At 51.8% G+C, this 15,585-nt stretch carries 12 protein-coding genes; 6 read left to right on the forward strand and 6 right to left on the reverse strand.

Annotation, left to right across the window (positions count from 1 at the left end):
- Positions 1 to 13 precede the first annotated feature (13 nt).
- On the reverse strand, positions 14 to 1,567 hold the full coding sequence (locus ACQKDS_RS01650; protein WP_399664312.1) for a methyl-accepting chemotaxis protein: 1,554 nt from the start codon (positions 1,565 to 1,567) through the stop codon (positions 14 to 16).
- Between the two features lie 250 nt (positions 1,568 to 1,817).
- Here ACQKDS_RS01650 and ppa point away from each other — a divergent pair, with 250 nt between their 5' ends.
- Positions 1,818 to 2,345 carry an inorganic diphosphatase gene (gene ppa / locus ACQKDS_RS01655; protein ID WP_399664309.1) on the forward strand — a complete coding sequence of 176 codons (528 nt, stop codon included), beginning with the start codon at positions 1,818 to 1,820 and terminating at the stop codon, positions 2,343 to 2,345.
- Positions 2,346 to 2,400: 55 nt separating this feature from the next.
- Here the strand turns inward: ppa and ACQKDS_RS01660 are convergent, their stop codons facing one another.
- Genes ACQKDS_RS01660 through tamA form a run of 3 tightly spaced genes read right to left on the reverse strand, consistent with a single transcriptional unit; the run spans position 2,401 to position 8,306 of the window.
- On the reverse strand, positions 2,401 to 2,748 hold the full coding sequence (locus ACQKDS_RS01660) for a gamma-glutamylcyclotransferase (protein WP_399664306.1): 348 nt from the start codon (positions 2,746 to 2,748) through the stop codon (positions 2,401 to 2,403).
- 3 nt (positions 2,749 to 2,751) lie between these two features.
- Positions 2,752 to 6,573, reverse strand: coding sequence for an autotransporter assembly complex protein TamB (gene tamB, locus ACQKDS_RS01665; protein ID WP_399664303.1), 3,822 nt, complete (start codon positions 6,571 to 6,573; stop codon positions 2,752 to 2,754).
- Positions 6,570 to 8,306, reverse strand: coding sequence for an autotransporter assembly complex protein TamA (gene tamA, locus ACQKDS_RS01670; protein ID WP_399664300.1), 1,737 nt, complete (start codon positions 8,304 to 8,306; stop codon positions 6,570 to 6,572). The genes tamB and tamA overlap by 4 nt, the downstream gene beginning before the upstream one ends.
- Before the next feature lie 200 nt (positions 8,307 to 8,506).
- Between tamA and msrA the strand changes: the two genes are divergently transcribed.
- Complete coding sequence (gene msrA / locus ACQKDS_RS01675; protein ID WP_399664297.1) at positions 8,507 to 9,142, forward strand: peptide-methionine (S)-S-oxide reductase MsrA; 636 nt, start codon at positions 8,507 to 8,509, stop codon at positions 9,140 to 9,142.
- A 213-nt stretch (positions 9,143 to 9,355) separates the two neighbouring features.
- Positions 9,356 to 10,687 (forward strand): hemolysin family protein, encoded by a 1,332-nt coding sequence (locus tag ACQKDS_RS01680; RefSeq protein ID WP_399664294.1) that lies wholly within the window; start codon positions 9,356 to 9,358, stop codon positions 10,685 to 10,687.
- A gap of 74 nt (positions 10,688 to 10,761) precedes the next feature.
- On the opposite strand, the gene ACQKDS_RS01685 is transcribed toward ACQKDS_RS01680, so the two are convergent.
- Entirely contained in the window at positions 10,762 to 10,968 is a 207-nt protein-coding gene (locus tag ACQKDS_RS01685; RefSeq protein ID WP_039991278.1) for a DUF1107 domain-containing protein, read from the reverse strand.
- Positions 10,969 to 11,293: 325 nt separating this feature from the next.
- Between ACQKDS_RS01685 and ACQKDS_RS01690 the strand changes: the two genes are divergently transcribed.
- Positions 11,294 to 11,848 (forward strand): YtfJ family protein, encoded by a 555-nt coding sequence (locus ACQKDS_RS01690; protein ID WP_399664290.1) that lies wholly within the window; start codon positions 11,294 to 11,296, stop codon positions 11,846 to 11,848.
- Here the strand turns inward: ACQKDS_RS01690 and cysQ are convergent, their stop codons facing one another.
- Complete coding sequence (gene cysQ / locus ACQKDS_RS01695; protein WP_399665128.1) at positions 11,849 to 12,589, reverse strand: 3'(2'),5'-bisphosphate nucleotidase CysQ; 741 nt, start codon at positions 12,587 to 12,589, stop codon at positions 11,849 to 11,851. It lies immediately after the preceding gene.
- A 254-nt stretch (positions 12,590 to 12,843) separates the two neighbouring features.
- Here cysQ and ACQKDS_RS01700 point away from each other — a divergent pair, with 254 nt between their 5' ends.
- Complete coding sequence (locus ACQKDS_RS01700) at positions 12,844 to 14,796, forward strand: bifunctional 2',3'-cyclic-nucleotide 2'-phosphodiesterase/3'-nucleotidase (RefSeq protein WP_399664286.1); 1,953 nt, start codon at positions 12,844 to 12,846, stop codon at positions 14,794 to 14,796.
- A 109-nt stretch (positions 14,797 to 14,905) separates the two neighbouring features.
- Positions 14,906 to 15,571, forward strand: a complete 666-nt coding sequence (ytfE, locus tag ACQKDS_RS01705; RefSeq protein ID WP_399664283.1) for an iron-sulfur cluster repair protein YtfE — start codon at positions 14,906 to 14,908, stop codon at positions 15,569 to 15,571.
- The last annotated feature ends 14 nt before the right edge of the window (positions 15,572 to 15,585 follow it).

Genomic DNA, 15,585 nt, shown 5'->3' on the forward strand with positions numbered 1-15,585 from the left:
ATGTTTTAACGGGTTACAGTTTGAACGCCGCCATACTTTGTGCCAGCGCCTGAGCCTGTTCCTCAAGTGAACGCGTAGCCGACGCGGACTCTTCCACTAAGGCCGCATTCTGTTGCGCCACCTGATCCATTTGCGCCACCGCTAAATTCACCTGCTCGATGCCGTTGCTTTGTTCACGCGTCGCTGCCGAAATCTCTCGCATCAACGCCGTCACGCGCCCCACTTCATCGGCGATACCATTCATGGTTTTTGCCGCAGACTCGGCCATCTGTTCACCTTCTTGTACGCGGTTTTGCGAAGCCTCAATCAGCCCTTTAATCTCTTTGGCCGACTGTGCACTGCGTTGTGCCAGGCTGCGCACCTCACCGGCCACCACGGCAAAACCTCGCCCTTGCTCGCCGGCACGCGCGGCTTCGACTGCGGCGTTCAGTGCCAGAATATTAGTCTGGAAAGCGATTCCGTCCATCACGCTGATAATATCGGCAATGCGTCGCGAACTGTCGGTGATTGCCTGCATTTTATCTTTTACCTGGCTCACCACATCGCTGCCGCGATCGGCAATATCAGACACGCTCAGCGCCAATTGATTGGCCTGTTCTGCGTTTTCCGCGTTCATTCTCACCGTCGAGGTCAGCTGTTCCATGCTAGCAGCGGTTTGCTCTAACGAGGCAGCAGACTCTTCCGTACGCTGGGCCAAATGCACGTTACCCGCAGCAAGCTCTCGCGAGCCGGTATCAATCTGACTGCTGGCATCACGCACTTTACTCACCGACATCACCAATGATTGCTGCATGCGCTGCATGGCGTGCGCCAAGCGGCCCATTTCCGTTTCACCTACCCCGTGGATTTCATGAGTCAAATCGCCATTAGCGATATGTTCTAATTCGGCAATCGAGACATCCAGCGGCCGCAGAATAATCACTCGCAGTGCAAACCATGCCAGTAATGCCAGCAACGCGCTGAGTAAACCGGCTGCTACGATCAAGAAGATTTGGGTGTGAGCATTACTTTCGGCATCATTGACGCGCTGCTGGCCAATTTCTATAGCAAAGCTGCGAAAATCGCTGAGGTCTTTTTCAAACGCAATACTCAATTTAGAGATCTGCGTTTCCTGAATTTTATAGTATTCATCTATGTTACCGGCCTTGATGGCATCCGCCATCGGCCTTACCCCCTGCTCCTGATAAGCACGATAGCTGGCCTGCAAACGTTCAGAGAGCTGTTTGCCTTGTTCGGTAACGGTACCAACGCCAACAAAGCGCGCCATTTCCCGCTGTGACTCGCTCAGATAACCATAAATACGGCCTACCGTTGCGTTAGCCACCTCAATTTGGCCAATTTCGTGTTGTCGCACGGCCAAAGACGCCGCCGTACGAGCACGCAGCGTCAGGTTTGAGCTGTTAGCCAGTGAACCCAGTTCTTCTCCCAGAATCTGGTTCAATGTATGTAATGAGCGTGAGCCCTGATTGATGGCATTGACGCCGATAACGCTGACCATAATCAGCAATACTGTCATCAGGCTCAACAAGGCGATCAGCCCAGCCTTGACCGTTATTTTATTTAACATGAATTATTCCCAGCTTTAGATAATACGTGGTGATAGAGGTAGAGATGAAAGATCGCGCTTAGCGCGCGATTATTATTTGCTGAAGTTATCGGCGGTGATGAGAAAAACTTGACGATACCGGCGGATTAATCTGGAAATTTATGCTAGTCGGCTTGCTCGCCACTGTGGTGATGAAAAGGGCAGGAAATCGCAAAAGAGTCCGCTATAATAGCCCGCACTCCATTTCTGGTTTGATTATAAGGAAACCGACATGAGCTTGAATCTGGTCCCTGCTGGCAAAGTCCTGCCGGAAGACATCTACGTTGTGATCGAAATCCCGGCTAACGCCGATCCGATCAAATATGAAATCGACAAAGAAACCGGTGCGCTGTTCGTTGACCGTTTCATGTCCACTGCGATGTTCTACCCGTGCAACTACGGTTACATCAACCACACGCTGTCTCTGGACGGTGACCCGGTTGATGTGCTGGTCCCTACGCCACACCCGCTGCAACCTGGCTCAGTGATCCGCTGCCGTCCGGTTGGCGTACTGAAAATGACCGACGAAGCCGGTGAAGATGCGAAGCTGGTTGCCGTACCACACAGCAAATTGACCAAAGAATACGATCACGTGAAAGACGTGAACGACCTGCCAGAACTGCTGAAAGCGCAGATTGCTCACTTCTTCGAGCACTACAAAGATCTGGAAAAAGGTAAGTGGGTAAAAGTAGAAGGCTGGGATGATGCTGCGGCGGCTAAAGCAGAAATTCTCGCTTCCTTCGAGCGCGCTAAGAAGTAATTCTTCAGACTGCTGCCAGATGAAAAAACACCGCTCCATGAGCGGTGTTTTTTTATTACACGTCGTCGTGGCGCGTCAGCCAATCACCGCTTTCAATCAACGGATAACCAGCGACACTGTGCCGATACAGATAGATCCACGCACTACCATAAGGTGTCTGAATTAGCTCACGCTTATAGTCCTTGGTGTTGCTTTTTAACTCGTCAAGCTCTGCCAGGATCGATGAGTTAATACGGTACACCTCACAGTGTATCGTTCCCTCTCCAGGGATCGCCGCCGGGTAATGGCCCAGATCGTAAATCTGATAACCTTCGAGCTCGTGCTCGCCTAACCATTGGGCGTTGGTCATCCAATGGCTGTTTCCCTGTTTGCGTCGTAAACTGCCGTAGACAATTATTCGCATAGCTCAAAACTCAAACTGATAGAGCAAATCTAGTGCCTGGTCAAGACCAGACACCGCTTCCAGATACAACTTCGGCATCAAGCGATAACGCAACGTCAGCGTGGCCAGCGAATCGAAAATACCCACCCCATATTTTACTTGTAAGCCAGGGAGGATATAACCGCTCACGACAACTTGGGAGCTATCACCCACTCCCGCCGTATCTAAGGCCAAATTACTTACGCCAAATGCCTCACCGATTTTACCCACAAGTTGACCACTTTGTGCAACCCCCATACCAATCAACATTGAGGTCATGGCGTTACCATCAGCACCAGAACTGCTCAATCCTTGACCACGCAGCAGGTAAGATAGCGCTTCTTGTTGTGATTTGGCCGGATCGGAGAACACTTCCAGCTTCGGCGCATCCGCCAATCCTGTAACGCGAACCCCGGCAGTCACCCCATCTTCGGTCGCATCTGGGTTACGGATCGCCTCCATATTGAGCAACGGCTGATCCGGTGGCCCTGAAAACATCAACTGACCTTTACGCACGATCAGATCCTGACCGTAAGCATGGAAGCGCCCGGATGGAATGTCAATTTGACCATTCAGACCTAAGCCACGTTTGTCCTGCACGACCTTCAAATCACCTTTCAACTTGGCTTTCAGGCCAAATGCGTCGAGCCGTACGTTGTCGCCAATGTGAATCATCAGGTTGCTGTTGATCGGAATGGAGGCGGTTTTCGTTTCAATCGGCTTCAGTTGCTCATCCAACATCACTTCATCAGAAGAAATACCCACCGCGCTTTCCGGTAGTTCCTGTACCGTAATACGCGCCCATGGAATATCCACATTACCGTTAAGTGAGAACAACTGCGGCGTCGCTTCAAAGACCAGATCCGGCGAGACGTCAAGACGGACCATCGGTGGCACCGCCACCCGCAGCTTATTACCCTTAGCGGCAATACGCGCGCGCCAAGCGTTAATGTCGCTCCAATCCGCATCACCGGTCATATTTAACTGACCGTGGGTGGTGCTGATCAAACCATCCAGCGTCGAATTCATGCCGTTAAAGTTGATCGCTAGCCGCCCGTCAGTCATATCGAACGGCATCCAACTGCCATCAATATCCACCTTATCCAGCGCTAACCGACCAAATACCAGCGGTTTTTGCGCATTGCCGCCCAATCGCAGGTTGGCATTGAGCATCCCAGCAGCTTTCTCACCCTGCATTAACGCCGGGTTAAGCATCGCCAGAGAAATGTTGGTGATATTGACGTTACCACGCAGGTTACGACGCCCCTGCGGATCCGTCACCTGCACGTTGCCATCAAACTGGCCGTTATTATTCAGTTTGATCAACCAGTCAGCCTGCGCTCGGCCGTTGTTAACCCCCGCATTAAGGTTCAACGTATCAAAGGCGATCGGTAACGCATTACCTTGCACCTGTTGCACTACTTTCACACCATTGCCCACCAGCGACACTTTCGCCTGCGGCAACGCGGCACCCTCTTTCCAGCTCACATCGGCGCGACCGGTGAATACGCCGTTCAGCGCGGTGTCTGGCCCCAGGAACGGTTTGATCATTTTCAAATCAAAGCGGTTCAGCACCACGCTGGCCTGGCCGCTGGCGGCGCTGGCCTCGATAGTTTTCGGCACGCAGACTTCGGCATCCGGGTTCTGCCAGCAGTGCGGGCCGACGCTGATTTTTTGCTGGGTATTCAGATAGTCCAGCGCGATAGCGCGCGTCAGACGCCATTCGCCCACCGGCGTATCAAAGCGGGTATTGTTCAGATTGCCGCGCCAGCGTTGCTGCTGACGATCGAAGCTGCCCGCCAGCGCCAACTGGCCGGAAACCGGTTCGCCGTCAATCTTCAGCTGTAACTGATGTTGCTTTTCGCTGCCTTTGGCATCCAGCGTCAGCAAGTTGATAGCCAAGGCATCCTGCTTCAACTGCTCAACCCGCACCGACAATTGCCCCTGAATCTGCTCGGTGGAGCGCACGTCACCGTCCACTTTCACCCGTTTGATATTCAGCGCCTGCCAGCGCAGACCGGAAGCAGTCAGATCCGCCAGCAGCTGTGGTGCCTTGAGGTTGCCACGCAGTTTGACCAGGCCTTTCGCCGTGCCACCCAATCCTGGCAATGCGCCATCCAGTTGCGGCGCATCAATATTCGCATCCAGATTCCAGTTTTTCTCGTCTAGCTGCCCTTTTACATTCAAGGTGTTGCGGCCTAGAGCTAAATCAATACCGGGGATTTTCCACTGGCCTGCAGCGTTACCACTGAGTGAACCACGCGCCGAGACTTTATTCTGTTTAACGTTGCCATCCAACTGAAGCGTTGGAACCTGTAATTGCCAACTCCCTCCGTGCAGACTGCCACGGGTGGTAATTTTCCCATCCAGTTTGGCAGGCCATTCGGGATACTGTTTGGCGGTGTTGATACCACTCAGCGTCAGTTGCGACGTCCAGCTTATCGCCTTGCTCCAGTCGACCAACGCGGTCAGATCGGTGTTACCCTGCAATGCAGCGACCCGCAGACGCTCCAGTTTAAACTGCTCAATGTTACCTTTACCGTCCAGCGTTAAGACGGCGGGTGGCAGGTCTTGACCATTAATTTTGGCACGCGTCGATAATGCATAATCGGTGGCCTTGCCATTAAAACGTAAGCGCAGATCGTCGACCTGATACTGCGCTTTGCCACTCAACGGCCATTTAAGCTGTTTACTTTCCAACGTCAGCGCCAGCGGTAAGCCCGCTTGCGCCAATTGTGTTTGCACCGCTAACTGCGCACCGACTGGCCCGGAAAGATTTAATGCCACGTCCAATTGTTCACGCAGGCCACCGCCGATGTTCAGCTTCACTTTTTCGCCTTTCAGCGGCTCCATATTCAGCGTGCCATTGGCGACCAATTCTACCGGCCAATGGTCTTTTAACGTCGCCTGACCGTGTGCGAACAGCGATCCCTGCGGCGATTTAACCTCAAAATTGTCCAACTGAATATGCTGATCTTGGGTGCTCGCGCGCAACAGCAAGCGGGTGATCAGGACGTCAGTATCACCGGTCAAACGTAGCTGCTCCCCGGTTATCTCTTTCACCGTAATGTCCAGCGGCAAGCGGACATCTGGCAGATCCGGCAACAGCGGCTTGTCAAACAACGCTTTTAGCGTTTCACCCAATGGCTTTTCTTCCGGCTGGGCGGTTGGTTTCGCTGATTCAACCGCCTGTTCGCCGACGGTCTTCGCGACATCAACGGCCGGTTGCACGGCTTCCGGTAACGGATTTTCTGGCGTTTTGGGCAACGCAATCAGCAATGCGCTGATGTTGGTCGGCATCAATGTCAACGCGCGTTCCCGCCATTCGGCGCCGGTGTGGAATTCACCCAATGAAATCGCGGTATCATCAACATTGACCGTCACATTGTTCAGAGCCAGTTTACGGAGAATAATCGGATACGGCGTGCTGAGGTCGGTGGTGGGCTCACTGGTTTCAACCGCCGGTTCTGACGGCGGCATTTCACTGGTTTTCACCACCACATCAACATCATCGGCGGTCAGCGCATTGACGCAGAGCGAACTTTGCTTAAAGCAGGACAGATCGAGTGACAGATGGAATCGCCCGGCGTTCACCGTGACGCCTGGCATTTGATATTTGACCCCTTTCAGCGTCAGATCCCGCCAACCGCCGTTGACGCTGGCAATATCCAGCCCCGGAACCCAACGTGCCGCTGCGTTGATCACCATATGCAACCCGCTGGTGGTGCCCAGCAGAAATGCCACGCCCCCCAGCAACAGTACCAAGACGACCAGAAATCCAAGACAAATCTTTTTTACCAGGCTCATAGTTCAGGCCCCAAACCGATATAGAATTGCACCCCGTGGGTTTCCTTATCCCCAACTGGGGCGGCAAAATCCAGCTTCACCGGGCCAACCGGCGACTGCCAGCGTATACCAACGCCCGCACCGGTTTTAAAATTGCTCTGTTTGATATCATTAACCGCTTCACCGGAATCGACGAAGACCGCTCCCCACCATTTGCCGCTGACGTTGTACTGATATTCCAGTGAACCGGTCAGCATTTTTGACGCGCCGAGCAGCTTACCGTTGCCGTCACGCGGAGAGATGTCTTTGTATTTGTACCCGCGAATACTGCGATCGCCACCGGCGAAAAAGCGAAGATCGGGTGGCACCTTGTCGAAGTCATTCGTTTCAATCCAGCCCACCTGACCGCGCGCCACGAAACGGTGTTTGTCGGCTAGCGTGCGGATCCACACGTTCTGCGCCTGCATCAGTGCAAAATCGACACCGGAACCCCAAGTGGTATCAGAAACGTCAATCGAGTAACGCTGGGAGTCGCCCCAGGTTGGCATCAACCCACCACGCGACCGCGTACGGCTGACGCTAACGCCCGGATACAACAGTACGGTCGTATTAGTGACGTTACCTTGGGTAAAGTGGTCAAAACGCCCCGTCAAGTTGATAGCATGTTGCCAACCGCTGGACAGATCCCAATTGCGCGACACCATCACTTTGGTACTGTCAGATTTGGTATCGTTCAAATCCTCATGCTTATAACCGCCCTGTAGCAGGTAATACTGTTCCAGCGGGTTTTTGAGCAATGGAATTTTGTACGAAAAATCGAGCTGTTGTTCAGGACCGGAAAGATACAGGCTGCTTTCTAGGCTGTGTCCGCGATCGTTCAGCCACGGTTTCTTCCAGGTGCCTTTGATACGCGGCCCCACATCGGTGGAATAGCCGACACCGGTTTCGATGGTATTGCGGCTTCGCGGCGTCACTAGCGCATCTAACGGTAAAATTTTGTTCTCTTTAGCATTCTCGAAATCAGGTGACACCACCACGGAATTGAACCAGTTGGTCGCGGATAAACGGCGGTTCAATTCGGCCAAATCTTGCGAGCTGTAATAATCACCTTGATGAAACGGCACCAGATTTTGCAGATAGTCGTCGCGAATCTGCGAGCCTTGGAAGTTCACTTTGCCAAAACGATAACGTTCACCGCTGTTGAAATCGATATCCCAAAATGCTTTGCGCAACGCCTCAGAAACACCAAGCTGGCTTTTCACCATCTCCGCATCGAAATAGCCTTTACGTAGCGCCAATCCACTCAGCGAACTTTTGAAACTGTCATATTTACCGTGGTTAAGGATTTCACCCAGCGTTGGGCGCCCTTTCTTCACCAACTCTTGATAATCCTCGTCGGTCTTCGCCCCCCCTTCCAGCGTGATCGTGGCATCAGCAATGCGTACCGGCTCCCCCGGATTGACTTTAGCATGCAGTATCGGGCGCGAAAGGTTAGGGTTGTTGTCGAAGGTAAAATCAATGGTGGGCTGGTAATAGCCGAGTGCGCGTAACCCCTGACGTACAGCCTCCGCCACGCGTGCACGAAAGCGCCCGTCGGCGCTCACTTCTTCAGGCGTGATCGATGAAAGACGAACGCGAACGTTCTTTTCCAATTCCCCACTCAGGCCTTCCACCTGTAACCGGATATTGGCAGACCATGCCGCAGGCGCAACAAGTAGCGCACATAAAACGCAAAGGACACGATATCGTGACACGCGTTCTCCTTAATTTATCTTACATTCCTGTATAAAGTCGTCGTTCTAATGGCGACGCATTCTTAACTTTTTACGCTCAAAATACTGCGTTAAGCTTATATAAACGCAACATGGTGCTTATTGTGGGCAAAGAAGCGATGAGTTACAACTCGCTCTACGCCGTGTTGAGTCAATTCCTACTCTGACAACAGGAGTCAATCGTGGTGCCGTATACCGATAACATTCAAACAATCGACAAAGATAACGCGCTGCCTGGCCGCACCACACCGATGCCGGTCGCCCCCCTGAACATCGTTACCCAACATTCGATGACCCACGTGCCGGAGGGCATGGAGGTCGCAATTTTCGCCATGGGCTGCTTTTGGGGCGTCGAACGCCTGTTCTGGCAACAGCCTGGCGTCTACAGCACTGCCGCAGGTTACAGCGGCGGCTATACGCCGAATCCAACCTATCGCGAAGTCTGCAGTGGTCAGACAGGTCATGCCGAAGCGGTACGTATCGTGTTTGATCCCAACCTCATCAGCTACCAACAATTATTGCAGGTATTTTGGGAAAACCACGATCCCGCCCAAGGAATGCGCCAAGGCGGTGATATCGGCACCCAGTATCGCTCCGCGATCTATTACCTTTCGCCGGAACAGCACGCACAAGCGGAAAGCAGCAAACAGCGTTTTCAACAGGCGATGGATGCAGCCGGTGATAAACGTATCGTTACCAGCGAAATTGCCCCGGCATCGCCATTTTATTATGCCGAAGACGATCACCAGCAATATCTGGAAAAGAACCCTGGCGGCTACTGTGGGCTGGGGGGTATCGGGGTCTGTCTGCCAGCGTAAGGCTAAGGCGTTAATTTTTAACCACTGGCGGCCTTCATCAGGCTGCTGCTATACTATGCGGGTCGCTTTTGCGGCCTGTTTTTGTCAATCTGGCCTCACCGGCACGCAAGGTGGCACATTGGGCGCGCTTTTGCCGCGCGGTGACATTTCTTTTTACAATGAATTACCCTTCCTCAAGAGCGCCGTCTTCCCGTCGGCACGTATGGATAGATTATGTTAAACAGTATTTTACTGATTCTTTTTCTGATTGCAGTGAGTGCCTTTTTCTCCCTGTCGGAAATTGCGCTGGCCGCATCACGCAAGATTAAACTCAAGCTAATGGCAGACGAAGGTAACATCAACGCCGCCAGAGTGCTCAAACTGCAAGAAACTCCTGGCTTGTTCTTTACCGTTGTGCAAATCGGCCTCAACGCCGTTGCCATTCTGGGGGGGATCGTCGGTGATGCGGCCTTCTCGCCTTCTTTTCAGGTGTTATTTGATCGCTTTTTTTCGCCCGAAATATCTGAACAAGTCAGCTTTGCCTGCTCGTTCGTGCTGGTGACCAGCATGTTCATCCTCTTCGCGGATCTCACCCCGAAGCGCATCGGTATGATTGCACCAGAGACAATCGCCGTCAGGATCATCAACCCGATGCGTTTCTCAATCGCGATTTTCCGCCCGCTGGTGTGGTTCTTCAACGGCATGGCAAACCTGATCTTCCGCCTGTTTAAACTGCCGATGGTGCGTAAAGACGATATTACCTCTGACGATATCTACGCGGTCGTAGAAGCCGGAGCACTGGCAGGCGTATTGCGTAAGCAGGAACATGAGCTGATAGAAAACGTGTTCGAGCTGGAATCCCGCACCGTGCCATCGTCAATGACCTCGCGTGAAAGCGTGGTTTACTTCGACCTGCGCGAAAGCGAAGAAAGCATTAAAGAGAAAGTCTCGACGCATCCACATTCTAAGTTCTTGGTATGCGACGGCAATATCGACCAGGTCGTGGGCTACGTCGATTCAAAAGATCTGCTCAACCGCGTATTGGGCAATCAAAGCCTGGTGCTGAGCAGCGGCGTACAGATTCGTTCTGCGTTGATCGTGCCCGATACGCTCACACTGTCTGAAGCGCTCGAAAGCTTCAAAGCCGCTGGCGAAGACTTCGCGGTGATCCTGAATGAATATGCCTTGGTGGTCGGTATTATCACGCTGAATGATGTGATGACGACCCTGATGGGGGATTTAGTCGGCCAAGGTCAAGAAGAACAAATTGTGGCGCGTGACGAGAGCTCATGGCTGATTGAAGGCGGCACCCCGATTGATGACGTAATGCGCGTACTGGATATTGATGAGTTCCCGCAGGCCGGCAATTATGAAACCATCGGCGGTTTTATGATGTATATGCTGCGCAAAATTCCAAAACGCACCGACTTCGTCAAATATGCCGGTTACAAGTTTGAAGTGGTGGATATCGACAGCTACAAGATAGATCAGCTGTTAGTCACTAAACTGAGCGACAAACCCGCCGCGGTGCTACCCAAAGTGCCAGATGAGAATCTGACCGCGTAATCCCTAACACATCAGCGGCCCTGTTTTGGGGCCGCGGTGGCTTTTCTCACGTAACTCAATCCATATCTGGCGTCTTAGCCCATTTCAGATTGCAGGAGTAACACCTGTCGGTTCACTTCAGACATCACGCTGAGATGACGCTTATCACGCACTTTCGGTACAAGAATTTTGCCTTTGTCGAACTCAAATGCACCTACATCCTTAATGTATAACCTCCCTCGAAACAGGGTCTTCACGTACTTCGCCACTTTCAATGGATTATAACGCTGGAAGATTCTCATTCTTTTACTCTCCTCCCGTTGGACCATGCGCTCACCGAACCGCGAAAGTGGCGGCTTCCCATTAGCGAGCGCAGCATGATTGCAATGATGTAGACCAAGTAAAGACTATATTGTTCATTCCCGCCTGGTTGTTTTCACTGGATTTACACTTTTTGACGGAATCGTATATTTGAGTTTGCAAGTTTGTCAGAATATACATTCAAAAAGTAGGTATTAGCCGCTGAAATGGCAATCTGAGATCGCGCTAACAGGACAGACCTCTGATCACCACCTATGCTTTAAAGCTTAGAAACTGTCCCCCACCGTACCCCCATAAGGAGCAAGCATGAATAAATGTAGCATGCTAATCATATCTTTGCTGGTTACTCCCTTGTTCGCTTCCGCACACAATTTTCAAATGCACCAGCGCGTTGCGCCAGTCGGTGTGACGGATAAGGGAGAGTTAAATTATGCTAACGGTAATTTTAGCTACAAAAACTGGAATAGTGCGCAGCTCAGTGGAAAAGTGCGAGTGATCCAGCATATTGCCGGCCGCAGTTCCGCCAAAGAAATGAACGATCCGCTGATTGAAGCCATCAAGGCCGCTAAGCTACCGCGCGATCGTTACCAAACAACGATCATCGTGAATACTGATGATGCCATCCTCGGTACAACGATGTTCGTACGCAGCAGCCTGGAAGACAGTAAGAAAGCATTCCCTTGGTCACAATTCGTGGTGGACAGTAACGGCAGCGTGCGTAAGGCTTGGCAACTCCAACCTAAGGGCTCGGCCATCGTCGTGCTTGATAAACAAGGCAGGATTCAATTCGCCAAAGACGGCAAATTGACCAAAGAAGAGGTGCAGCATGTGATGAACCAACTGCACCAACTGTTGGAATGATTAAAACAACGAAACCCGGAATCCGGGGTTGAGGAATGATTCACGCGGGGTGTAGAGCAATGGCTTACCCTGCCAGTCGTGAATCTGCGCCCCGGCAGCGACCGCGACTGCATGCCCTGCCGCGGTATCCCAAATATTGGTCGGCCCAAAGCGTGGATACAGTTGCGCTTTACCTTCCGCGACCAGACAAAACTTCAACGATGACCCCACCGAAATGGTTTGGTGCACACCTAACTGTTTTAGATAATCTTTAAGTTCGTCATCAATATGTGAGCGGCTGACCACCACCAACGGCGGCTGGCCTTCCATTACGTGAATGGGACGGCGTTGACCGTTTTCCTCTTTCCACGCACTACCGCGCTCCGCTAAATAGAGTTCATCCAGCGCCGGTGCATACACCACGCCCATCACCGCCTGTCCGTCTTCAATCAACGCGATATTGACGGTGAATTCACCATTACGATGCAAGAACTCTTTGGTGCCATCGAGCGGATCCACCAGCCAGTAGCGCGTCCAGGTTTGGCGCTGCTCCCAAGACGGCGGATCCTCCTCGGACAGTAATGGAATATCCGGTGTCAGTGCAGCAAGACCAGCTTTGATAATTTGATGCGCGGCCAAATCGGCGGCGGTCACCGGCGAATCATCTTTTTTCTTTGCAACATCAAGCGGTTGTTCCCCATGGTATACCGCCATGATTGCCGCACCGGCTTCGCGAGAAAGCTGGCAAATTTGCTCTAACATCATTCACCTCGAATCAATACTTCTGCGGGAAAGGTTCCCCTACCTGATTAGCAGACTAGTTTTTTTTAGCCGGAATATCCATCCCCTGCGCTTAACTGACGATAAAACCCCGGAATGAGTTCACGCCAACTGTGAGCGTCCCCGCGTTACAACCGCAGATTTTCTGCCAAACTTCACAGTTTGATGAGAATACCGAGTGTGATTACATCATCCTCTGCAATAGCAAACTAAAAATGGAATGGAGAAGAAAAAGAATGATCACGAAGCCGTTTATTTTGTCCACGCTTGCGCTACTGATTTGCACCGCAACACAGGCGGCCACGGTTGATCTGCGCGTGCTGGAAACCACCGACTTGCACAGCAACATGATGGACTTTGATTACTACAAGGATAAGCCGACCGAGAAATTTGGTCTGGTTCGCACCGCCAGCCTGATTCAACAAGCACGTCAGGAAGTAATAAACAGCGTATTGGTCGACAACGGCGATATTATTCAAGGCAGCCCTCTCGGTGATTATATGGCCGCTAAGGGATTAAAATCCGGCGATATTCATCCCGTCTATCAAGCAATGAATACGCTGGATTACGTGGTCGGCAACATTGGCAATCACGAATTCAATTATGGCCTCGACTACCTGAAAAAAGCTATCGCGGGGGCTAAATTCCCCTATATTAACGCCAACGTGATTGACGCCAAGACCAACAAACCTCTTTTTACCCCCTATATCATTGTCGATACGCCGGTGAAAGACCGTGACGGACAAACTCACACGCTGCGTATTGGTTACATTGGTTTTGTGCCACCACAGATTCTCGTGTGGGACAAAGCCAATCTACAGGGCAAAGTCACGGTGAATGATATTACCGAGACGGCCAAACGTTACGTGCCAGAAATGCGTAAAAAAGGCGCCGACCTCGTGGTCGCCATTCCGCATTCAGGCCTTTCCAGTGAACCCTACAAAGCCATGGCGGAAAACTCGGTGTATTACCTCAGCCAAGTTGCGGGTATCGACGCCATTATGTTCGGTCATTCACACGCCGTATTTCCCGGTAAAGACTTTGCGGCGATCAACGGCGCTGATATTGAAAACGGCCTGCTGAACGGCGTTCCGGCAGTCATGCCTGGGCAATGGGGCGATCATCTCGGTGTGGTTGACCTACAGCTGAATAACGATGATGGCCAATGGAAAGTGACACAGGCTAAGGCGCAAGCGCGGCCAATTTACGATAACGTTGCCAAGCAATCACTGGCAGCAGAAGATACCAAACTGCTGAAAGTGCTATCAGACGCGCATAAAGATACCCGCGAATTCGTCAGCCAACCGATCGGTAAATCAGATGGCAACATGTACAGCTATTTGGCATTGGTGCAGGACGATCCGACGGTACAAATCGTCAATAATGCACAGAAAGCCTATGTCGAAAAATACATCCAAGGCGATCCTGACTTGGCCGATTTGCCGGTGCTCTCCGCCGCTGCGCCATTTAAAGTCGGCGGCCGCAAGAACGATCCGGCTAGCTTTGTTGAAGTTGAACAGGGTCAACTGACTTTCCGTAATGCCGCCGATTTGTATCTTTATCCCAATACCTTGGTGGTGGTTAAAGCCAGCGGCCAAGAGGTAAAAGAGTGGCTAGAATGTTCCGCCGGTCAATTTAACCAGATCGACATCGATAGCAGCCACCCGCAGCCATTAATCAATTGGGACGGTTTTCGCACCTACAATTTCGACGTTATTGACGGCGTAAATTACCAGATCGACGTCAGCCAACCGGCACGCTACAACGGCGAATGTGAGTTGATCAACGACAAGGCTGAACGTATCAAACAACTGACGTTCAACGGTAAACCCATCGATCCTAACGCGATCTTCTTGGTGGCGACCAATAACTACCGCGCCTACGGCGGTAAGTTTGCCGGTACTGGCGATAAGCACATTGCCTTCGCTTCACCGGATGAGAATCGCTCGGTGCTGGCAGCCTATATTCGTACAGAAAGCGACAAACATGGGGCCGTTCATCCGCAAACAGACAACAATTGGCGCCTAGCGACGTTCAACAGCCCACAACCGCTGGATATTCGATTCGAAACGTCACCAAGCGATAAAGCGACGGCGTTCATCAAGCAGAATGCCCAATATCCGATCAAACTCGTCGGTACCGACGAACTTGGTTTTTCACTTTATCAAATTGATTTGCAGGACAAATAGTGCCCAGCAGGGCGTTAACCGCAGCGCCCTGCCTATTTATCTCTAGCGCCCCTTTAAGTTGCATTTAAAATGCATGTTATTAGCTTTACTCATTTTAAGAGGTGTCATCATGGATTACCGCAACCAGTCTCTCGGTGCGTTGGCGATTGCCATTCCTCGAGCCAGTAAGCTGTTTCGCGATTATGATTTGGATTTCTGCTGTGGCGGAAAACAGACGCTGGAGCGCGCCGCACAACGCAAAGAACTGGATTTGACGCAGCTAGAAGCGCAGCTTGCCGCATTAGCCACCAACGCATCCGATACGCGCGATTGGCGTCACGCGCCGCTGGCAGAGATTATCGATTTCATTCTGCCGCGCTTCCATCAACGTCATCGCGAGCAACTGCCAGAGCTGGTGCTGATGGCAGAAAAAGTGGAACGGGTACACGGCGAGAAATCAACCTGTCCGCGCGGGCTGGCCAAGCAACTGAATCTGCTGCGGCTGGATCTGGATAATCACATGATGAAAGAGGAACAGATCCTGTTCCCCATGATTAAGAACGGCATGGGTCAGCAAGCAATGGGGCCGATTTCCGTTATGGAACACGAACACGATGAGGCCGGCGAACAGCTGGAGGTGGTGAAGTTCCTCACCAATAATCTGACGCCACCAGACGGTGCATGCAATACTTGGCAGGCACTGTACGCGGGCATCAATGAATTTATCACCGATTTAATGGAACACATTCATCTGGAAAATAATCTGTTGTTCCCTCGGGCATTACGCGGTGAATAAAGTTAGGGCGCCAC

Origin of the sequence: Serratia sp. NPDC078593 (genome assembly GCF_050268245.1) — a bacterium.
Taxonomy (GTDB): Bacteria; Pseudomonadota; Gammaproteobacteria; order Enterobacterales; family Enterobacteriaceae; genus JBNNGK01.